Genomic DNA, 21,215 nt, shown 5'->3' with positions numbered 1-21,215 from the left:
GTTTTACTTTTGAAACAGTTTCTAATTTTTGGAAATTATAATTGTACGCGGTTTATCCCCAGGGGGCGCATTTTCAAACTATTTAGAATGTTTTGAATCTCGCTTTCCAGCCGGTTGCATCGCCGCATCCTGAAGTTGTCAAAAAGCAACCACCTGCGCACATTAGAGCATTTTTTTTAAAAACTGTCCGGTATAGGACTGCGCCGCCTGGGCCACTTCTTCAGGGGTACCCTCAGCTACAATTTCTCCGCCGCGAAAGCCGCCGTCCGGCCCCAGGTCGATGATGTGGTCGGCTCTCTTGATGACGTCCAGGTTGTGTTCGATTACAACCACCGTATTGCCTGCGTCTACCAAGGTATCCAGCACTTGCAGCAGCTTATCCACGTCGGCAAAATGAAGTCCTGTGGTCGGCTCATCCAAAATATACAAGGTCTTTCCCGTGCTCCGCTTGGAGAGCTCGGATGCCAGCTTGATCCGCTGGGCTTCTCCTCCGGAAAGCTGGGTGGAAGGCTGTCCCAGTTTAATATAACCTAGTCCCACCTGCTCCAACGTTTCCAGCTGTCTTGCGATGGCGGGAATGTGCTGGAAAAATTCAAGCGCTTCTGTCACATTCATGTCCAGCACATCAAAGATGCTCTTTCCTTTATATTTCACTTCCAGAGTTTCACGATTATATCTTCTTCCTTTGCAGACTTCGCAGGGCACATATACATCGGGCAGAAAATGCATTTCAATCTTGATGATACCGTCTCCGCTGCACGCCTCGCATCTGCCGCCCTTGACGTTAAAGCTGAAGCGTCCCTTTTCGTATCCCCTCAGCTTGGCTTCCGGCAGCTGGGCGAACAGATCCCGGATGGGCGTAAATACCCCTGTGTAGGTAGCCGGGTTTGACCGGGGCGTTCTGCCGATGGGCGACTGGTTGATATCGATTACTTTATCGATGTTTTCGATTCCGATGATCTTTTTATGAGCGCCGGCTTTGGCTTTCAGTCCGTTGGTTTCCCCAGCCACGCCCTTGTACAGGATTTCGTTGACCAGACTGCTCTTTCCCGAACCAGAAACTCCGGTAACGCAGACCAGCTTGCCCAGCGGGATGTTGACGTTGATCTTTTTCAGATTGTTTTCTGCCGCACCTTTGATTTGGATCTTGAGACCGTTTCCCTGACGGCGATTTTTCGGCACTTCGATCTTCTTTTCCCCGCTCAGGTATTGGCCGGTGATGGATCGCTTGTTCTTTTTAATATCCTCCACGGTTCCTTCCGCCACCAGCTCGCCGCCGTAGATACCGGCGCCGGGTCCGATGTCTACAATATGGTCGGCCGCATACATGGTATCTTCATCGTGTTCGACCACGATCAGGGTGTTGCCGATATCGGTCAAATGCCTCAGGGTAGCCAAAAGCTTTTCGTTGTCCTTTTGATGGAGGCCGATGCTGGGCTCGTCCAAAATATAGAGGACGCCCACCAGACTGGAACCGATTTGGGTCGCCAGCCGTATACGCTGCGATTCACCCCCGGAAAGAGTTGCCGAAGCTCTGGAGAGGGTTAGGTAGTCCAGGCCCACGTCGATGAGGAAGTTGAGCCGCGCTTTAATTTCCTTGAGCACTTGATTGGCGATCATCAGCTCTTTTTCAGAAAGGTGCAGGCTTTCCACAAACTGATAGGCGTCGCGGATGGACATCTCACAGAACTCCATGATGTTTTTTCCGCCTACGGTAACGGCCAGCACTTCCGGCCGCAGACGTCTGCCGCCGCAGGTATCGCATGGGGTGATGGTCATGTATTTGCTCATCTTTTCTTTGATGAATTCCGAATTGGTCTCCCGGTATCTCCGTTCCAGGTTATTGATCACGCCTTCGAATGGATGATCCCGATAGGATTTGGTGCCGTTGCTGCGGCTGGTATAATAATATTTCAGGTGCCGTTTTCCGGTCCCGTATAAAAGCTCTTGTTTAAATTTTTTCGGCAGCTTGTTATACGGCGTATTGATATCCACTTTGTGATACTCGGCCAGAGCTTCGATCATCTGCCGGTAGAATCCGGAAAATTCCATGGAAGCGAAGATGGTGGACAGACAGCCGTCGGGGATGCTCTTGTCCTGCTGGGCGATGATCAGATCCGGGTCGATTCTCTGGATGAATCCCAGCCCCTTGCAGTCCGGGCAGGCGCCGAAGGGGTTGTTAAAGGAGAACATCCGCGGCTCCAGCTCAGCGATGCTGACTCCGTGTTCCGGGCAGGCCAGGCTGGTGCTGAAGATTCGGTCGTATTCCGCTTCGTCCTGTTTGATATGGGCCACGATCAGTCCATCCCCATGGGAAATTGCCAGCTCGCAGGCTTCTGACAAGCGGCTTTCCGCGCCTTCTTTGACGATGATCCGGTCGATGACGATCTCGATAATATGCTTCAGATTCTTTTCCAGTTTAATCTCTTCTTCATTAATCTGCCGGATCTCGCCGTCGACTCTGACTCTGGTGAATCCTTCTTTGCGGATTCGCTCCAGAATCTTTTCGTGTTCGCCTTTTCTCTGGCGTACCACCGGTGCCAGCATGGTAATCCTGGTCTTTTCCCCCAGTTCCATGAGCGAATCCACGATCTGATCCACTGACTGGCTGGAAATCTCCTTGCCGCAGACCGGACAGTGGGGCACGCCGATACGGGCGTACATCAGCCGCAGATAGTCGTAAATCTCTGTTACTGTGCCCACGGTGGAGCGGGGATTTTTGCTGGTGGTCTTTTGGTCTATGGAAATAGCCGGTGAAAGGCCTTCGATATATTCCACATTGGGTTTTTCCATCTGTCCCAGAAACTGTCTGGCGTAGGAAGACAGGCTCTCCACATAGCGCCGCTGTCCTTCCGCATAGATGGTGTCAAAAGCCAGCGACGACTTTCCGGAACCGGAAAGCCCCGTCAGCACCACCATCTGGTCTCTGGGGATGGTAACGTCAATGTTTTTTAAGTTGTTTTCATTTGCTCCTTTGATGTGAATGTCTTTTGTCATCTCTTATCCTCATGTTAAAGTTTTACTTTATATTCGAAAATCTGGTCTCGCAGCATGGCCGCCCGTTCGAACTGGAGGTCAACAGCAGCCTGTTTCATTTCCTTTTCCAATTGTTTGATATATGCGGCCAGCTCTTTCTTGGTCAGCTCCAGAGGACTCTTTCCCTTATACTGGGATTCTTCCTCAGCAGCAATGGTGGCTTCGATCACGTCTCTTACCGATTTTTTGATGGTCTGGGGCGTGATGCCGTGTTCTTTGTTATAGGCGTCCTGTATCTTGCGTCTGCGCTCTGTTTCCTCAATGGAGACCTTCATCGCCGGACTGATGGTATCGGCGTACATGATGACCCGGCCTTCCGAGTGTCTGGCGGCGCGGCCGATGGTCTGAATCAGCGAGGTTTCCGTCCTCAGGAATCCCTGCTTGTCCGCATCCAGGATGGCGACCAGGGACACCTCTGGGATATCCAGCCCTTCCCGCAGAAGGTTAATTCCCACCAGAACGTCAAACACGTTCATACGCAGGTCGCGGATGATCTCCATTCTCTCTAATGTATCTACCTCAGAATGAAGATATCTAACACGTATTCCGGCGTTTTTTAAATAATCGGTCAGGCTTTCAGACATTTTTTTTGTCAATGTGGTTACCAGGACTTTCTCGCCCTTTTCCACGGTTTTATTGATTTCTCCAATGAGGTGGTCGATCTGCCCTTCGCTCTTCTGGACCTGAATCAACGGATCCAAAAGGCCGGTGGGGCGGATGATCTGTTCGGCTGTGACGCCGCCGCTCTGTTCTTTTTCATAGGAGCCCGGCGTAGCGCTGACATAGATGCACTGGTGGGCCAGGTTCCGAAATTCCTCGAACTGAAGGGGCCGGTTGTCCAGCGCGGAAGGCAGACGGAAACCGTATTCCACCAGCGAGCTTTTCCGGGATCGGTCTCCGGCGTACATGGCCCTCAGCTGGGGGAGCATGACGTGGGATTCGTCGATCATGATGAGGAAATCGTCGGGGAAGTAGTCGATCAGTGTATAAGGCCGGTTACCGGCGGGCAGTCCGTTGAGATGGCGGGAATAATTCTCGATCCCTTTGCAGGTGCCGATTTCCCGGAGCATTTCAATGTCGTAGCGGGTCCTTTGTTCAATTCTCTGCGCTTCGATCAGTTTGCCCCGGTCTTTGAACCACTGGATCCGCTCTTCCAGTTCTTCGCCGATGGTCAGAGCGGCGTTTTCGATGTTTTCTTTGGTCGTTACATAGTGGGAAGCCGGGTAAACGGCAATGTGGTTGCGCAATCCGATGATTTCGCCGGTCACGGGATTGATCTCTTTAATGGTTTCCACTTCGTCGCCGAAGAGTTCTACCCGGACTGCGTTTTCCGCTCCTGCCGGATAGATGTCGATCACATCGCCCCGCACCCGGAACGTGCCTCTGGTGAAGGCCATATCGTTGCGGGTATATTGGATGTCCACCAATCGGCGCAGAATATCCTGGCGATTTTTTTCCATGCCCGGCCGCAGCGACAGCATTTGATTTTCATAGTCAAATGGGCTGCCCAGTCCATAGATGCAGGATACGCTGGCGACGATGATTACGTCGCTCCGCTCCGCCAGTGCCGCTGTGGCCGAGTGGCGCAGTTTTTCAATCTCTTCGTTGATATCGGAATCCTTTTCGATATAGGTATCCGTGGAAGGCACGTAAGCTTCCGGCTGGTAGTAGTCGTAATAGGAGACAAAGTATTCCACCGCGTTGTCGGGAAAAAACTCTTTGAATTCGCCGTGAAGCTGGGCTGCCAGGGTTTTGTTGTGGGAAATCACCAGGGTAGGCTTTTGCACCTTTTCGATAATATTGGCCATGGTGAAGGTTTTTCCAGAGCCGGTAACGCCCATCAATGTTTGGTGTTCTCTGCCTTCCTCCACTCCGCGGGCCAGCGTTTGGATGGCCTGCGGCTGGTCTCCCATAGGTTTGTATTCTGAAGCTATTTTAAAAAGACGCTCTTCTCGCATCTGTTCCACCCCCGTATTATCTTGAACGCGGACCTGGGTCCGCTGTTATTTCACTCGCTTTTGCCTTGCGGCAGCATCGATTCCATGTAGGTATTCTAGCATAGAATATTTAAAAAGTACAGAACAAAAAGGAACATTTGTTCTGTACTGATTAATCTTTCTCCATCAACTCCTCTATCGCAATCTCGATCCTATCATCTCTTTCTTTTATGCTATGAAACCTTGTGCTGCCTGGAATCTGGCGGCCGCAGAGCAGATGTGCGTATCAGCCGGCCAGTTCGCCTGCGATGGAGTAAATACTGGTATAAAAACCTGCAGCCTGCGCCAGGCTGTAATTTGGATACAAAGAATAAAAATTTTCGGATTTTTGTAACCCGGATCACCAGCACGGCCCAAACTGCTCTAACCCGCTGCATGAAGCGAATCCACGCTGAGCAAAATGTAAATTTATCCCATTTCTATTCGAAATCGGCCTTTTTCAAGCCAAAGTCCATAGAAAATCACGTGAAATTTCGCTTCAGGCCAGTTCATCTCAGTTGTTACTCGCAACTAACCACACATAAATTATTCGTTCGGAGCTATTTGCAGCAAATAGATACCATCTTCCGACCCGCCGAGCTGCGAAAGCATCAAAATTGCCTGTTTTTCTATGGACCTTGCATCCAAATCAGGCCATTTCGATTAGGAATCGGCAAAAAAAAAATATTTTTCCCGAGCAAAACCGAGCCCAGGCAAGACCACCCCGGGGCGCCTTAGGCGCGCCCCTCTTCCATGCTTGCCTCCTCGTCACTTACAAGGTATACTATAGCTAGACAGCAAACCAATTCTGCCGTCGAAATCATTTCTTTTCGCATACAGAACCCCTGCTGTCAGCACGTTGTTCATGTCTCTAAGTGTATTGTGTAAAAAGGAGGAAATTATGAAAACGAAGATCACAGCATTGATCACCGGGCTCATGCTCTTCGCAGCAATGATCCCATCGGCAGCAATGGCGGCCGAATCTTCTGGGAAGTATGTGGAAATGATTCCCACAAAAATCTATCAGGGGAAGGAACATGTTCCTAAAATATCGGGCACGATTTCAGACAGCGACCCGATTCTCTTTGATGGCTATCGCGGCAAAATTTATCAAGTCCCCTTTACCGAAAGCGGATTAATTGATGTGAAGATTGGGAATGTCCGAGGGACAGGATCGCTCAATGTAGCATATGGCAAAAAAGAAAATCTCAGTGACAAATGGGAAGAACAATTAAAAATTGAAAACGGTCTCCGCCATAACCTGCAGCTCAGTTCTGCAAAAGCCGGAGAACAGCTTTATATCGCCATTTGCAGCAAGGCCCCTTCTTTCCAGGTTTCTTTTGATCTGGAAGCGAGGCTCTATCCTGCCGCCGACCGAACAATTCGTTTGAATACGACTGAATACCTGGGGGTAACCCCCATTGCTAAATCGCAAACGTACCGGTTCACTGCAAAAGAAACCGGCTATATCAAGGTAAACTACTATACTGGTGAAGAAGACGCAACGTTCGCCCTCTTGGACAACAATAAAAAGCAGATTTCAAAAAATATTGCCAGGTCTTATGATGGCGGCCTGCCATTGTATTTTGGGGTAAAAAAAGGAACGACCTATTATCTCCGCCTCAAAAATGTTCAGGATCAATCCGGCACAGGGCCCTACCGGCTCTATCTTCGTAATACCAAAATTAAGGAAAAAAGCGGCGCCACCAAGAAAAAAAGCGTCTCCATTAAACGAAACAAAAAAATCAAAGGCTATGTCCTGTCTGGCAAAAAAGGCCACGATTGGTACAAGGTCAAAGTCAAAAAATCCGGTAAAGTGAAATTTTATTTAAAGAATTATATGTCTGGCCAATGTTATATCGATCTATATAACAAAAAGGGAAAGAAAGTGAAAAGCCTGCGTCAAAAGACGGTAGACGCAGATGGTTATATTGAAAGCAAAACAAAGTACGGGCGTCTATCAAAAGGAACTTATTATATAAAGATCTATACCAAAGACAAACGTGAATCCGGCGCCTATACCCTTAAATGGAAATAAGTCTAAAAAGGATGGAACACGAAGAACTACTTCCGTTTCCATCCTTTTTTCCTCATCTATAACCCATCAGCATCGCCGTCAGCCAGGAACACATACCCATCATCCCCGACAGCAAACAACTTTTCAAACTCATGGTCCACGAACTTGGGATTTTCCTCTGCCGGTTCTTTTGCGGCGAACTTTACACAAGTGCCGCAGGATGAGCTCAGCGCCCTGGGAACCGGCTGCAGTTTTCCTTTAATGCCCTCTTTTTTCAAAAATCGCTCGTACTGCAGCGCGTCAAAATGGGTATGAAAGGTCACGATATATTCCATATGCACCCCGCCTACTTCTTTAAAGTCAGCTGATAGTCGCCTTCGATTTCTTCAACTATCACCTGATGATTCTGTTTTGCCGCAAATCGCTTTACGTTTTCCAAAGCGGTCCGATTGTCCACAAGAACCACCACTTCATCGTGCTCCTGCGCGATCGCCTTCTTTGTCTTGATTACCGGCTCAGGGCAAGCGCAGCCCCTGGCGTCAACATGAATTACCATCCTAAACCTCCTCAATTAAGCCTTCGAAACTTTCTTTAAATTAAATACCGCGATCAATGCCACCACGACCAGCGATAGGATCACAGCTGCCGGACCGTAGGGCGACGGGCCCTCCGCAGACGATGCCAGTCCAAAGTTATGGCAGATGGCAGCGCCGACCAGAAATCCGAAGATCGTTACCACGGAATCGGTATTTCCTTCGCCGGACAAAATCACCTGCCGCAGCGGGCATCCGCCGAGAAGAACCGAACCGAATCCAACCACCACCATGCCCATAAAATTCCAAAGTCCGTCGCTGTGGGCAATGGGCTGGGCTTCAAACCCGACATGGAACGTTCCTGTAATCAGATTCCCGATTATTGCAATCACAATTACACAGATAAAGCCGATCAGCATGGTGGTATCTTTAAAGAGAATGGTATCGCGAATTCCCGCAACCGTGCAAAATCTCGACTTCTGAGCCAAAGCGCCGACGATGAGTCCTGCGATCAGGGAAAGAATGATGGGCGCGTGCATGGAGCCGGGGCCCTCGGTGCTGAAGAACAAGAATGCGGGAGCCGCGTACAGCAAAACCAGCAGTCCGACATTGATCGCCGGGTAGACCGCGCCTTCGCACTTGCTCAGTTTATATGCCCGATTCAGGGAGAAACCCTTGTTCAAACAGAAGATTCCGATCACGATTCCAACAACAAATCCCACCAGACCGACAATGGCGTTCAAATCGCCGCCGCCGATTCTGAGCATCATTCTCAGCGGACACCCTAAAAACACCAGAGCGCCGATCATCACGCAGATTGCCAGCACGAAGCGGATGGCCGGGGATGAGCCTCCTCTCGGCGAAAACTCCTTTCCAATCAAAGACATAATCAAAGCGCCGAATACCAGTCCGATGATTTCCGGCCGGATGTACTGCACCACTTCTGCCCTGTGAAGCCCCACGCTTCCGGCCGTATCCCTCAAAAAGCAGGCAATGCAAAATCCCATATTGCCCGGATTTCCAAAGGAGACCAGCACCACTGCGATCAGTCCTACAAGTCCTCCTGTGATTCCAATTAAAGCTGTTTTTTTCATTTCTACGATTTATCCTCCTATCAGTAATTGCTTACAGTTAAAGGATAGCAGTTTTACCATAATTCGTAAAACTGAATCTGTTTATTGGTGGCGGGCCTTGGATAGAAATTTTCGATTGCCGGCAAGCCGCTGGTAAACCTGAAAAAGCTGCCCAGGATCAGCGGCAGCTTTTTTCATTTCACAACAATGCTGTAATCGTGAAGCTCCTCAGCCCAGCCGATGATTTCAGCCGCGCCTTCCAGCTCGCTCACCAGCCTCAGCCCCTCTGTCTCTGGCAAGGAAATGAGCAGACCGCCGGCAGTCTGGGGATCGTACAAAATATCTTCGATTGCCAGAGGAACCCCTTCTTTCACCAGTACCACATCATCTAAATATTCCCGGTTTCGGTATGCACCCGCAGGGATGATTCCTGTCTCGGCCATCTCTTCTGCTTCCGGCAGCAATGGCAGCTTTGTATGATCCAAAGTGATCGTCATCCCGCTTCCATATGCCATCTCAAAGGCATGTCCCAAAAGGCCGAAGCCGGTTACATCTGTGCAGCTGTGAACGCCGTATGGTTTCATCCGCTCAGCGGCAGCTTTGTTCAGCTGGGTCATGGAGGCCACCAATGCCCGATACCCATCTTCCTCCAGCAGCCCGGCCTTAGCGGCCGTCGTTAAAATACCGGTGCCGAGCGCCTTGGTTAAAATCACCACATCCCCGGCCCTGACCTGATTGTTCATCAGAATTTCCGAAGGATGAGCGAATCCAGTTACAGAAAGTCCGTATTTGGGCTCGCTGTCCTGGATCGTATGACCTCCGGTGATCAGCGCGCCGGCTTCCTGTACCTTTTCATAGCCGCCCTGGAGTATGGCCTGGACCACATCCTTGGGCAGATCTTCCGGAAAACAAAAGATATTGAGCGCCAGTTTGGGTTCCCCTCCCATGGCGTATACATCGCTCAATGAATTTACAGCTGCGATTTGCCCGTATTCATAAGGGTCATCCACAACAGGCGGAAAAATATCCACGGTCTGGATTAAAGCCGTGTTTTCATCCATCTTATAAACCGACGCATCGTCGCTCGTATCAAATCCAACCAGCAGATTGGGATCGCTGAATCTGGGCAGATGGCATAAAACTTCTGAAAGGACACCCGGTCCTATCTTGGCGGCTCAACCAGCGTGAGCGGACATGTCGGTCAATTTGACATCGTCGTTCTTCATTGTGATCCCTCCTTTCATAATCAAACGTTTTAGCTGACATCTTCAATCAGACGGGCGGTCCGCATACCACCTTCGTCCTTTGCGCTCAAACGATATAACGCGTGAGGTACTTCCAGGCCCCTGGCCGATTGAACCAGCGCCTCTTCATCCACATCCGAAAATCGAATAGCAAAGCCGCAGCTTTTAGATATCTCCCTGGGAGTGGGAATAATCATGGTTTTAAAATTTTTTTGCATGGTTCTCTCAGTTTCAATGGTATCCGTTGTACAGGAAAAGACCATGGCAAAGAAAGAATCCTCTAAGTTAGCCCTGCTCATGCGAAACACCTTCCAATCATTAACGATATCCCCTTGCGGGCAAATTATGAAATAACGATTGTATTATCAGCTTCATGCATAATTTCAACGTTCGAATACATGTTGGTCACCGTTCCCACTTCTAACGCATCGTTTAATTGATAAAAATCAAGGCATGCTCCGCAGGAAAGGATTTCAACGCCGTCTGCTTCCAGCTGTTTAATCAAATCCAGCACCGGTGAATTCTTGGTCGTCAGATAGACGCCTTTGTTAAGAAACATGATCGTCTCGGGCTTCACATCGGCTTCTGTCAAAGAATAGATGTAGCTCTTCATCAAGTTATGGCCCAGCTCTTCGTCGCCGGCTCCAATAACGTCCGCAGCGATCATGATCGCGATTTTCTTGGTTTCACTCATTCTTATTACCTCTTTTTATCGGGATTAAGTTCTTTTTCCATTATAAGCTTGTCAAACCACTCATTTCAATCGCCCGCATGAGATATAGACTTTTTCTATTCATATCTTCAAAAGCATTCATTTTTACTATCGTTTATACCCATTGATCTTTTCTATGCCGGTCAAAGAATCCATCCGGTTTTGCGATTTCCATTCTGCCCCAATCTTTGCTATGATAAGCGCAAGACAGAAAAAGAATTACTGATCGATACAATGCCAAAAAAACCGACCTCTTAGTCACGGGTCGGTTTTTTATTTTATTTTTGTTCACTAGACCTTTGCTAACCCACTTCGTTCAATCTGCAGCGTATTCCGCGGTACTGGAATTAGATTGCTGAGCCGCCCGCAAGTGTTGGGAAAACTTTTGTGAAAATCCTTAAAATTTACGCAAAGTTGTGGGTTTGCGGGGCCTCAGTTTTAGGAAAATGGAACAATCCTGCTTCAAGTCTAATTTAAGAAGGCTTTGTCGTTGAAAAAAGCGTAAATTTTACATGATTTTTTTCTTTTTTACGCAAGGGACCTCGTTCTCGTAAAAATGAACATTCCCCCCCCCGCTGTACCGGCCTATTGTTCGTATTTCTTCGACAATCCGTAGAGCACTGCCGTCGCTGCGATATAAAGGGCCGTCATCGCCCGGATTGCCGTGATGATAAAAGTATAGGCATTTTCAGGTCCGTATGCTTCCATATAATATTCCGGCCCCCAGGAACCTTCATAAAAAGGGATAAAGAAGCTGCCAATGAGGCCCAACACAGAAAACACCCCGAACAGCTTGGTTATCCGCTTTAAATCTCCGCAGCACATCTTGGTCTTTTCATTGATCTTTTCTTCGCTGTAACCCAAAGTGGCCAGTCCGCCGCTTCGTCTCTTAAAGTAAACGTAAAGGATAGGAATAACAGCCACACCGATAATTCCTCCCAGGAAATAGTCGGCTCCATTGATCATGAGGGCGATGAAAGCAACAACAAATACAGGACTTACGAAGAGCGCCACCCCTTTTGTTCCGAAAGGAAGCTTGAAGGGTCTTGCCAAATCGGGAGCCTTCTTTCTCAGCATAATGCCCGCAATGCAGACCAGCACATAGTCGACCATAAATAACGTTACCGACATGGTGACCACGGTGGAAAAGTCCATGGAACATCCGATAATGGAAATAACCGCGATGGTCAAAATGGCAATATAGGGGACGCCTCTCTTTTTATCTACTTTTGTCAAAATTTTGGGTGCTAGCTTATCTTCCGCTATGGCGTAAAAGTTTCTCGATAAGGAAATCATACAGGAATTGTAGCAGGACAAACATCCGAATATTGCGACGAGCATCATAAAAGAGCCAAAAATCGGACTTGCCAGCGCCGCTACCGTTCCATAGTTCAGGCTGTCAGGACCCCAGTCCTGCCAGTTTCCGATGGCTGATACGCCTGTCATGGTGGGAAGGAGATAAGTAACGGTAATGAGCGGCAGTCCGATCATCAGTGCCTTGGGAACAACGGTCGGATCCTTGCAGTCTCCTGCCAGGGTAGAAACGGATGTATAGCCGGAATACATCCACATCCCTATGGCAAGGGCGCCGGAAATTCCCCAGAACAGGCCTTCCTCTTCATTATAAAAAGGAACGATGGGGTTGGTGTCCCAATTGACAAATCCCACGGCCGTAACAGCCGCAAAAGCGATCAAGATCGTCAGAGAAAGAACCGTGCTTACCCAGCCAACTTCCCTGATTCCCCGGAGGTTGATGGCCGTAAAGAATAATACAATTGCCACTTTTACCATATAGGCCGCGCCCTCGCTCATGGGAATCAGCGTGCTCAGATATCCGACGCTGAGAATAATATAAGAAGCGTTTTCCACATACTGGGCGATGACCCGGCACCATCCTGCGGTAAAGGCCCAGAATTCTCCCAAACCTGCCTGGACCCATTTATAAAACCCGCCGGTAAAGGGCATTGCCGAACCCAGCTCTACTGAGATGAACGCCTGGGGCGTTGCCCAAAAAAGCGCGATCAAAACCAGCAGCAGCAAGGTCATTCCCGGGCCTGCCACCGGTATCATCTCTTCGATGCCAAAGGCGCCTCCGCTGCAGAATGCGTACATCATAAAGACCATGGTGAACAGTTTTACATCCTGCCGTTTGATTTTACTATTATCGATCACGATTCCCTTCTTCTTTTCGTTCATGTTCACACCTCCTGATTGGATTCCACTGGAAATACCGTTTGTTCCGTTATATCGGTCTCAAGCGCTTTAAGGGCCGTCCTGACAATCCGTTCTCGGATCTTGAATTCTTCTTCCCGGCTGGCGTTGGGATTGCCTGCGGGATGAGGGATGGAAACGCCTGGAACGACCCGGTTGGCGCCCACAGTAATGGAAATAGGGGTGACGGTGCAAATATGCACGATGGGAATTCCTGCCGCGTCAATATGTTTTGCGATCGTTGCTCCGCAACGAGTACAGGTTCCTCAGGTGGAAGTCAGCAGCACACCGTCAACGCCGCCCGCTTTCAGCTCTTCAGCGATTTTGTCGCCGAAGTCGGCCGCCCGGTCAACCTCTGTGCCGTTTCCCACTGTAACATAGGTGTAATCGTAGAGCTTGCCGAACACGCCTTCTTGTTCAAGCTTAACCAGCGCATCCACCGGCAGGATCCGGTTTCCGTCAGCATTGCCGTATACAGGATCGTACCCGCCGTGTACCACCTGGCCTTTTGTGATCCCTTTTCCTCCGTAATCCTCTTCCAGAGAATACATCTTATACTTGGTACAGTTGCAGGCTTCCAGCCGGTCGGGATTGCCTTTGGGCGTCAGGCCGCCGCTGGTCATAACTGCAATGGTAGCCTGCTTCATATCCTGGATGGCCGGACTGGGCGCAAACTTCTCGAACACCGGCATCTCCCGTTCCGTGATGAACGATTTGCCCCCCATTTTGGCCATCAGCATATCAACTGCCCTTTGGGCCGCGTTCTTTTCCATAAATACGTTTCTGCGCAAGCCCCTTTCAAAATAGCCCTCTTCATCGGGCGCGGCAGGCAGCTCTCCACGGATCAGTTTTTTTGTCAGGCCGCAGATGCTTTCCAGGGCCTCTTTCATCCTCCGGGCGTTGTCGGCTGTGGAGAGAATATAGCCGTATCTCCGATACATTTCGACTCCCGGATTGCCCTTGTACATTCCACTCACTGCCGGGATACCCATCTCGTATGCGATCTTGCAGACGGCCCCGCAGGCGACCCCATATCGGCCCGCGTTGAAAGCCGGACCTGCTATCAAAAGATCAGCATCATACGTTTTCAGGATCTCCTCGATCTGGCGGCTTACCGTCTCCATGTTTTCGTTAAAATAATTATCTCCGCAGATCACGGTCGCTGCAATCCGGCCATCTTCTCCCAGCATGGCTTGCAGCTGTTTTCCTGGGCCAACGGGTTCTGTCCTTACCTCCAACGGATAATAAGCCTCCGCTTCGCCTCCGATTTGCCCATAAAATTGATTGATATAATGTACAACCTTCATCTTCTCACCGCCTTTCTATCAATAAGCCACGCCTTTCACATGGGAGCCGATCAGACTTCCATGGAGGCCGGTTATAACGTACAAGGGGATGCGGATCCTTCCGTCATCTGCGATACAGTTCTCTGGAGCCCCTGACAGCAGTTGAATCTGTTCTTCATATCCGATCACCTTTTCTGCCGGTTCCAGGGTCAGTACTTCATCGTCATTGCCCACGTCGATGACCGCATCGGCCTCTGGGGTTGTATCGGCAAGGGGATCCTCCAGGGCAATGATAAGAACGGTTTTAATACCATGCTTTTCACAGGCTCTACATGTCATCATCAGATCGGCTTCCGGGTTTCCGCCCCCTTCTTCGGGAATGATCACTCCCTCAACGCCGATGGTTCTGGCCAGATTGACAGCCCCGCTGCAGCACCGCTCCTTTTCCTTTAACTCCGGCCTTACCGGAACGACGATCACACCGGCAAAATCCAAATCAACGCCGTGCCTTGCGTACAGCTCCTTTACCAGGGCGTTGTTCTGGTGGCGGTAGGTGGTTTGTTTGTCAGCGGCCACCACACACGTGCCGTTGACAATGGCGCCGTCGAGCAATTCATTGGGATGAAGCAGGGTCGGATGGAGTTTTTTCGCATCGACCCCATAAACATAATTGTCATGGAGCAGCCCCTGGGCAATGGTCATGTACATGATCGCCACTTTGGGCAGTTCTTTGGAAACCGGCGGAAGTTGGTAGACCTCCCGTTTATCTGCAATTCCTTGAAGTCCTGCCTTTGCCAGGTAGTGGGCTGCTTTGAGTCCGGCGACCCGGATCGCGGCTTCATGGTCCGAAGGTTCGATGCCGTCTTGCGGGTCTGCTTTGACAACCACATTGTTCAGCGCGGAAAACGCACAATGCCGGGCTACGGGCCCCCACATATCGATGATGCCTTCCTGAAAACCAACGATTTTCCCGGTAGTCACCACGCTGCATCCCCGCAAAACGATGGTTTTCCCGTCGCCGGCGCCCTCGTAATCCCCCAGGAACCCGGGAAAGCTGCCCCCTTTTCCATCATCCTTGATCCTCGGTTCGATCACATCCTTTACCGGAATAATGCGTACCGATTCACCCGGCCTTGCCAAGTCGATGTCGATGTTCTGCAAGCGAGGGTCCTGCAGATACTTGATCAATTCTTCTTTATTAATATGAAGAACATGATCTTTCACCGATGTTTTGCGATCAAACCGGATATCTTTGATTTCAATCACTTCCAACTCTAATTTCATGCTGTTCATTACAGTTCCTCCTTCCATACCATTAAGAATCGCAATAACCGTGCCATCTTCATAACGTTGAAATTACATGCTTTCAGGTAAAAAGGCACAAAAAAACAATGCAGATTTGATCGATTTCAATCAAATCTGCACTAATCTCTCTAGTCGCCTAATCCGTATTTTCGCAGCTTTCTGTTTAAAGTGGCGATGGATATGCCCAGCGCATCGGCCAGTTCCGCCCGCCGCTTATATCGCATCAGATATTTGGAAATCACCTCTTTTTCGATGCGTTCCACATGTTTTTCCAGCGAGGATTCTGTCAGCTCCTGTTCCTCCGGGGAATTCTCTGCAAAGAATAAAAACTGCAGCTCATCCTCCTTGATAATTTTATTTTTGCTGATGAGCATCAGCCTTTCCACCACATTGGCCAGCTCTCTCACATTGCCCGGCCATCTGTAATTCTGCAGCGCTTCCAGCGCTTCCCTGGAAAACATTTTGTCCGTACCATGCTTGTCATTGAATTTGGAAGCGTATAGATACACCAGCGAAACAATGTCGCTCTTTCGCTGGCGCAGCGGCGGTATTTCAATGGGAAACACGTTTAATCGATAATACAGGTCTTCCCGGAACCGCCCTTCCTTGACTTCTCTCAATAAATCCCGATTGGTGGCCGCGATGATCTGCACATCCACCGGGACGGCTCTGACCCCGCCGACTCTGGTTACGGCACCTTCCTGTATACAGCGCAGCAGTTTGGTTTGAAAAGGGATGGATGTTTCTCCGATTTCATCTAAGAACAAAACACCGCCGTCAGCCAGTTCAAACACGCCTTTCTTTCCCTCTTCCCTCGCTCCGGTAAAAGCCCCCTTTTCATATCCGAACAGCTCCGATTCCAGCAGGTTCTCCGGGATGGCCCCGCAGTTCACATCGACGAAAGGTTTGCCCATCCGTTTGCCGTTGCGGTAGATCAACTTGGCGATCACTTCTTTTCCGGTTCCCGTTTCACCCTGGAGCAAAACTCTGGAATCGTACTCGGCCGCCGTCAGCGCCAGCTCGATCACATCGTGCATCTGGGTGCTTTCTGCAATAATGCCCACATCCCTGGTTGCATTCTTTCGCAAATACATCAGTTCCTGCTCGTATTGCAAATTTTTTGCTCTGCTTTCTTTCAATTCCTGGCGCAAAGCATCCAGCTCGTAAACTTCCCGTTCACAGCACACGACCATTTTTACCTGGCCGTCCTCAAGATGGGGGATGGCGGTGGTCAGGATGTCGGTTTCTTCGTGCTGGACCATACTGACTGGCTTTTTTTCTTTGATGACCCGCAGGGCCAGAGAATCTTCATAAATCCCCTCTTCAATCAGCTGGCGCATATTTTTTCCAATAATCTGTTCTCTGCTCTGGCATCCCAGCGCGCTTTTGTTCAGCTCAACCACCGTACCCGTTCCGTCGGTTATAAAGATGCCGTCATCGATGCATTCGATTACGGCACTTATACACGTTTTCGTTTCATCCGAAAATTTATTGAAATCCATAAAAAGCTCCTTTATAAAGAAGTATCAACTTATTGGTTTCTTGAATTTATCATAGTCTTAAGTATTAGAAAAATCAATATATTTTTGAAGTTCCTAGCAGATTCATCTATGGATCTCCACTTGTATTTTACCGAAACAGCTCATAGGGCATTTTTGCATTTGTTGCACAATTGCACCAAAAATTCATGGCAATTTTCAAACTATTTTATATATCACTATTAATTATTTTACTATTGAAAAAATCAATAATATTAAAATCGTTGAAATCATGGGCTTTTAATTGTTTTATTTCAGAATTTTCTGGAACTGGCACGCAATATGCATATCTTTATTGTGGAGAAGAAGCATGTCGACAGTTCTCTCAATACGCAACGAAAAATGGAGGTGAACGATGAAAGCAATTCGATGTAAGAAGATTTATACGTCCCTTTCGGATGTGTTGGTTGACGGTTATTTGCTGATTGACGGCAATCGAATCAGCGCCCTTATTCCGGCAAAGGATTGGGATGAGGCCATGGCGGATGAAATTCTGGATTATTCCGATGGATTTTTGATGCCTGCCTTCAACGATTATCATGTTCATATGGCTATGGCTGCTATGATGGAATACTTTGGCACCATTCGCCGCACAGCCGCGGAAGAAGATGCGGCGCGCTATTTATATGAACGGAACAAAGACAAGGATCCGGACCAATGGATTCTGGGCGGCGCCTGGGATCATTTCGTCTGGCCGGGACAAAAGCTTCCTACGAAGGAAACTCTGGACCGCTATTTTCCAAAAACGCCCGTGTTTTCTTTGAATAAGGAATGCCACGGCGCATGGCTCAACAGCGAGGCGTTAAGAAGGCTTCATATTGATAAGAACACGCCCGATCCGCCCAATGGGGAATATGTGAAAGACGAAAATGGTGAGCTGACCGGATATGTTCATGAGCTTGCCGTTGCTCCTTTATTAAAGATCATCTTTGATCAAATTTCTGACGAAAAGATCGCGGATTTTACCAGGTCCTTTGCAAAAATGGCCAACAGTCTGGGAATCACTTCAGTAGGCGATCTGCCTCTCCACGGCATTATCCGAGAAGGAGCTTACCGCATCCTTCAGCAGTCGGGGGATTTGCCCGTCCGCATCAACTTTTCCGCAGCCATGATGGAATCCAACGAAAAAATCAAGGCACTGGAACAGGAATTCACCGGACCGCTGGTTACCTTCAACGGAGTGAAGGAGTTCCTGGACGGTACTCCTATGGGCTACACCGGTTTTCTGGCAGCGCCTTATGAGGATAAACCGGGGTTTGTCAGCAAGCCGCTGGTTCCCAGAGATCAGTTCATCGCAAGAGTCACGGAGCTGGACGAGATGAATGTCAAATGCCGGGTTCATTGCTGCGGCGACGGAGCGGTCCATCTTGCCCTGGATGCCTTTGAAGAGGCCGGCAAAGCCAACGGTTTTCGGGATATGCGCCATGCCATCGAGCATATTGAAATGATCGTTCCGGAGGATATTCCCAGGTTCAAGGAACTGGGAGTGGTCGCGTCCGTTCAGCCTGAACACTCCCCCCGCACCCACTACAGCACCCATCCCTTCCACCATTTGATCGGTGAGGAACGGATGAAGTATATGTGGGCATTTAAATCCATTTTGGATACCGGTGCCCATATGGCATTTGGAACTGATTATCCGGTTGTGGATTTTACCCCATTTAGAGGCTTATTCCGCTGCGTGAACCGGCTTACCAATCAGCTGGAACCCCAAGGCGGCTACAACCCCTGGGAAAAGTTATCCCTTCATGAAGCTCTCAGAAACTACACCCTGGGATCCGCATACGCATGCGGTAAAGAGAATGAGCTGGGTACCCTTGAACCGGGTAAACTGGCCGACGTGGTTGTTCTGTGCAAAGATCCGTTCCAAATCATTTCTGACCGGGATCAAATGTTTGCCATGCCGGTGATGATGACCATGATGGACGGCAATATCGTATATGAAGCATAATTATTATAAGGAGAATTTCTATGAGTGGAAACAAAGTATCATTGGGAGGAATTTTAACGGTCGCCGGCACTTATATCGCCTTTGCCATCGGCTCAGGATTTGCTACGGGACAAGAGGTTCTGCAATATTTCACATCATACGGCGTCAGCGCGTTCGCAGCTCTGATCGCATATTTTATCATCGGTTCATGGATGGACACCGAATTCATTACAACCGGATACAGAGAACAGTTTGAAACAAAAGACGGTGTTTATAAGTACTACTGCGGCAAATATATCGGTACCTTTTACGACTATTTTACAAACCTGTTTGTCTATATGTCGTTCATCGTCATGTGTTCCGGCGCCGGCGCTACCCTGAATCAGCACTATGGGCTTCCGACCTGGGTCGGCGTTGTCATACTGGCCGTTGCCGGAGGTTTGACCGTTACCCTTGGACTCAATCGAATCGCAGATATCATCGGCAAAATCGGACCGGCCTTGATCGTAATCACCATCTTAATCTGTATTCCCAATATCTTTATGGGCGATCTGTCCATTAAAGAAGGTATGGCCCTTACGGCGGATTTGGATCTGGTCAAACCGGCCGATTCCTGGTACATGTCCGTATTCAATTATTTGGGCTTCGGCATCCTGTGGATGGTAGCATTTCTGCCGGCTTACGGCAAGACGCTGAAAAGCTTCAAGCAGGCCGCTTACGGCCAGATTTTAGGCGTGGCCTTGTTCACAGTAACGGCTCTCATCGTGGTGCTGGCCATGTTTGCCAATATGGAATCCATGGAAGGTTCCCAGATTCCAATCCTCACGCTGGCCGCCAACCTGAGTCCCGCGCTGGGCGCTGTCTTCGCAATCATTATCATGTTCGGTATCTATTCATCGGCCGTGCCCCTTCTCTACAGTCCGGCAACCAGATTCGTAGACGAAAAGACGACCAAAGGCAAGCTTGTCATTGTCGTTCTGGCTCTGCTGGGCGCTGCGGTGGCGCTGCTGCTGCCGTTCAATAAATTGCTCAATATCATCTATGTCATCAACGGTTATGTGGGAATCATTTTCATTCTCCTGGTGGCCGTCAAGGTTGTTCTTCGGATCGCTAAGAAGAACTCCAAGAAAACAGCAGCTTAGATACTCTTTTGACATATACCTTCTTAAAGGAGGAACGGGCTATCAAAAATGCGATAGCCCGTCCTCTTTTTTTGTACTGTTTTCTTGTTGCAGTGCCTTCCCTGCCCCTATTTAAATCCATCTTCCACAAAGGATTTAAACAGATTCACTGTAGGTGTACCTGTTATTTTCTTATTATAGGTAAGATAAAACTTTCTTTTTACCCCCAGATTGTCAATCTCTATGACATGGAAGAAGTCTTTGTCTTCTTTTTCCACCGCGCATTTAGAAATGATCGCTGCCCCCATTCCGCTTTTCACGAATCGTTTCAGCATGGCATTGTTATTCACCGTCACCACCACATTGAGCTCGTCCAGTTGTATCCCATCGCGCACCAAGATGGCCTCCAATAATTTTCTTGTGCCTGAGCCCTGTTCTCTGAAAATCAGCGGATAGTCTGCGATCTCAGACACCTTAATCGGCTCTTTGATCAGCCCCTCGTATTGTTTGTCTTTTGGGGCGATGACCACCAGTTCGTCTTCAAATAGTGGGATATAGGCCAGACCGTAGCTGCCTTTTACTCCTGTAAAACCGATTTCGGCCTTGTTTTCCAGCATGTTCTCCAGAACCTGTTTGCTGTCGTACTGTTCAATTTGAAATTTAACGTTGGGATAGAGATCGCTGAAGGATTTGATCAGTTTGGGCAAGATGTATTCTGCAGGAAAATTAGACGCATGAATTCGGATTAATCCGTTAATATTTTTTTGAAAACCTTTTATGGAGTAAGTGGCGGTCTCTCTCAGATTGATCATGTTGATGGCATAATCGTAAAACAACTGGCCTTCTGGTGTGGGCCTGGCTTCCCGATGGGTCCGGTCGATCAGCTTGACTCCCATTTCTTTCTCCAGAGCGTTGACGTGCGCGCTTATGGTCGGCTGCTTCACATTGCTAATATAGGCGGCTTTTGAAAAGCTCTTTTGCTTTACGACATTGACGTAAGCTTCGATTTGTCTGAAATCCATGTTTCTCCCCTTTTCCCTTAAAATGGCGGTTTGTGTTTTCATGCTACCACGATTTACCAATTAATTCAATATTGGATTTTCAAAGAATTTTGTATACATAGCAAGATCCGGCGGACCGCGTGTCCATGGATGCGGCCGGCCTGTTTTTCCATTCCCGGCATCATTCCCCCATCGTTGCCATACGGCAACGACGTTGCCGTATGGCAACGAA

General features: G+C 48.9%; 16 protein-coding genes. 3 read left to right on the top strand and 13 right to left on the bottom strand.

What is annotated here, in order from left to right; all coding sequences use genetic code 11:
- Window positions 1-162: 162 nt before the first annotated feature.
- Window positions 163-2,997, bottom strand: a complete 2,835-nt coding sequence (gene uvrA, locus NIA71_RS19485; RefSeq protein WP_253021242.1) for an excinuclease ABC subunit UvrA — start codon at window positions 2,995-2,997, stop codon at window positions 163-165.
- Window positions 2,998-3,011: 14 nt separating this feature from the next.
- Window positions 3,012-4,994, bottom strand: coding sequence for an excinuclease ABC subunit UvrB (gene uvrB, locus NIA71_RS19480; RefSeq protein ID WP_148397760.1), 1,983 nt, complete (start codon window positions 4,992-4,994; stop codon window positions 3,012-3,014).
- Window positions 4,995-5,913: 919 nt separating this feature from the next.
- Between uvrB and NIA71_RS19475 the strand changes: the two genes are divergently transcribed.
- On the top strand, window positions 5,914-7,050 hold the full coding sequence (locus tag NIA71_RS19475) for a PPC domain-containing protein (RefSeq protein ID WP_253021241.1): 1,137 nt from the start codon (window positions 5,914-5,916) through the stop codon (window positions 7,048-7,050).
- A 56-nt stretch (window positions 7,051-7,106) separates the two neighbouring features.
- Here NIA71_RS19475 and NIA71_RS19470 read toward each other — a convergent pair whose 3' ends face one another.
- The 10 genes from NIA71_RS19470 to NIA71_RS19425 form a co-directional block, all read right to left on the bottom strand.
- Window positions 7,107-7,364, bottom strand: coding sequence for a DUF3343 domain-containing protein (locus NIA71_RS19470; RefSeq protein WP_148397758.1), 258 nt, complete (start codon window positions 7,362-7,364; stop codon window positions 7,107-7,109).
- Window positions 7,365-7,375: 11 nt separating this feature from the next.
- Window positions 7,376-7,585 (bottom strand): sulfurtransferase TusA family protein, encoded by a 210-nt coding sequence (locus NIA71_RS19465; protein ID WP_148397757.1) that lies wholly within the window; start codon window positions 7,583-7,585, stop codon window positions 7,376-7,378.
- Window positions 7,586-7,600: 15 nt separating this feature from the next.
- Window positions 7,601-8,656, bottom strand: coding sequence for a YedE family putative selenium transporter (gene yedE, locus NIA71_RS19460; RefSeq protein ID WP_227754649.1), 1,056 nt, complete (start codon window positions 8,654-8,656; stop codon window positions 7,601-7,603).
- A gap of 173 nt (window positions 8,657-8,829) precedes the next feature.
- On the bottom strand, window positions 8,830-9,861 hold the full coding sequence (gene selD, locus NIA71_RS19455) for a selenide, water dikinase SelD (RefSeq protein ID WP_148397755.1): 1,032 nt from the start codon (window positions 9,859-9,861) through the stop codon (window positions 8,830-8,832).
- A gap of 29 nt (window positions 9,862-9,890) precedes the next feature.
- Window positions 9,891-10,178, bottom strand: a complete 288-nt coding sequence (locus NIA71_RS19450; RefSeq protein ID WP_148397754.1) for a DUF3343 domain-containing protein — start codon at window positions 10,176-10,178, stop codon at window positions 9,891-9,893.
- 44 nt (window positions 10,179-10,222) lie between these two features.
- Window positions 10,223-10,573 carry a sulfurtransferase-like selenium metabolism protein YedF gene (gene yedF, locus NIA71_RS19445; RefSeq protein WP_148397753.1) on the bottom strand — a complete coding sequence of 117 codons (351 nt, stop codon included), beginning with the start codon at window positions 10,571-10,573 and terminating at the stop codon, window positions 10,223-10,225.
- A 603-nt stretch (window positions 10,574-11,176) separates the two neighbouring features.
- Window positions 11,177-12,787, bottom strand: coding sequence for an APC family permease (locus NIA71_RS19440; protein ID WP_148397752.1), 1,611 nt, complete (start codon window positions 12,785-12,787; stop codon window positions 11,177-11,179).
- Window positions 12,788-12,789: 2 nt separating this feature from the next.
- Window positions 12,790-14,109 carry a glycine/betaine/sarcosine/D-proline family reductase selenoprotein B gene (locus tag NIA71_RS19435; RefSeq protein WP_253021240.1) on the bottom strand — a complete coding sequence of 440 codons (1,320 nt, stop codon included), beginning with the start codon at window positions 14,107-14,109 and terminating at the stop codon, window positions 12,790-12,792.
- An 18-nt stretch (window positions 14,110-14,127) separates the two neighbouring features.
- Window positions 14,128-15,381 (bottom strand): glycine/sarcosine/betaine reductase component B subunit, encoded by a 1,254-nt coding sequence (locus NIA71_RS19430; RefSeq protein ID WP_227754651.1) that lies wholly within the window; start codon window positions 15,379-15,381, stop codon window positions 14,128-14,130.
- A 140-nt stretch (window positions 15,382-15,521) separates the two neighbouring features.
- Window positions 15,522-16,895, bottom strand: a complete 1,374-nt coding sequence (locus NIA71_RS19425) for a sigma-54 interaction domain-containing protein (protein WP_148397750.1) — start codon at window positions 16,893-16,895, stop codon at window positions 15,522-15,524.
- Between the two features lie 391 nt (window positions 16,896-17,286).
- Between NIA71_RS19425 and NIA71_RS19420 the strand changes: the two genes are divergently transcribed.
- Window positions 17,287-18,882, top strand: coding sequence for an amidohydrolase (locus tag NIA71_RS19420; RefSeq protein ID WP_253021239.1), 1,596 nt, complete (start codon window positions 17,287-17,289; stop codon window positions 18,880-18,882).
- A 20-nt stretch (window positions 18,883-18,902) separates the two neighbouring features.
- Complete coding sequence (locus NIA71_RS19415; RefSeq protein WP_148397748.1) at window positions 18,903-20,003, top strand: hypothetical protein; 1,101 nt, start codon at window positions 18,903-18,905, stop codon at window positions 20,001-20,003.
- Window positions 20,004-20,110: 107 nt separating this feature from the next.
- Here the strand turns inward: NIA71_RS19415 and NIA71_RS19410 are convergent, their stop codons facing one another.
- Complete coding sequence (locus NIA71_RS19410; protein ID WP_227754653.1) at window positions 20,111-21,004, bottom strand: selenium metabolism-associated LysR family transcriptional regulator; 894 nt, start codon at window positions 21,002-21,004, stop codon at window positions 20,111-20,113.
- Window positions 21,005-21,215 lie beyond the last annotated feature (211 nt).

This window comes from Ihubacter massiliensis, assembly GCF_024125305.1.
GTDB lineage: Bacteria > Bacillota > Clostridia > Peptostreptococcales > Anaerovoracaceae > Hominibacterium > Hominibacterium faecale.
Note: the sequence above shows the minus strand (reverse complement) of the source record. Positions and strands in the feature narration are given on the sequence as shown.

What these genes read in the sequence shown, in the direction of transcription:
- uvrA (WP_253021242.1), bottom strand. Translation starts at nt 2,997, where the DNA reads ATGACAAAAGACATTCACATCAAAGGAGCAAATGAAAACAACTTAAAA.
- NIA71_RS19440 (WP_148397752.1), bottom strand. Translation starts at nt 12,787, where the DNA reads ATGAACGAAAAGAAGAAGGGAATCGTGATCGATAATAGTAAAATCAAA.
- NIA71_RS19475 (WP_253021241.1), top strand. Translation starts at nt 5,914, where the DNA reads ATGAAAACGAAGATCACAGCATTGATCACCGGGCTCATGCTCTTCGCA.
- yedE (WP_227754649.1), bottom strand. Translation starts at nt 8,656, where the DNA reads ATGAAAAAAACAGCTTTAATTGGAATCACAGGAGGACTTGTAGGACTG.
- NIA71_RS19410 (WP_227754653.1), bottom strand. Translation starts at nt 21,004, where the DNA reads ATGGATTTCAGACAAATCGAAGCTTACGTCAATGTCGTAAAGCAAAAG.
- NIA71_RS19465 (WP_148397757.1), bottom strand. Translation starts at nt 7,585, where the DNA reads ATGGTAATTCATGTTGACGCCAGGGGCTGCGCTTGCCCTGAGCCGGTA.
- NIA71_RS19415 (WP_148397748.1), top strand. Translation starts at nt 18,903, where the DNA reads ATGAGTGGAAACAAAGTATCATTGGGAGGAATTTTAACGGTCGCCGGC.
- NIA71_RS19450 (WP_148397754.1), bottom strand. Translation starts at nt 10,178, where the DNA reads ATGAGCAGGGCTAACTTAGAGGATTCTTTCTTTGCCATGGTCTTTTCC.
- yedF (WP_148397753.1), bottom strand. Translation starts at nt 10,573, where the DNA reads ATGAGTGAAACCAAGAAAATCGCGATCATGATCGCTGCGGACGTTATT.
- NIA71_RS19430 (WP_227754651.1), bottom strand. Translation starts at nt 15,381, where the DNA reads ATGAACAGCATGAAATTAGAGTTGGAAGTGATTGAAATCAAAGATATC.
- NIA71_RS19420 (WP_253021239.1), top strand. Translation starts at nt 17,287, where the DNA reads ATGAAAGCAATTCGATGTAAGAAGATTTATACGTCCCTTTCGGATGTG.
- uvrB (WP_148397760.1), bottom strand. Translation starts at nt 4,994, where the DNA reads ATGCGAGAAGAGCGTCTTTTTAAAATAGCTTCAGAATACAAACCTATG.
- NIA71_RS19425 (WP_148397750.1), bottom strand. Translation starts at nt 16,895, where the DNA reads ATGGATTTCAATAAATTTTCGGATGAAACGAAAACGTGTATAAGTGCC.
- NIA71_RS19470 (WP_148397758.1), bottom strand. Translation starts at nt 7,364, where the DNA reads ATGGAATATATCGTGACCTTTCATACCCATTTTGACGCGCTGCAGTAC.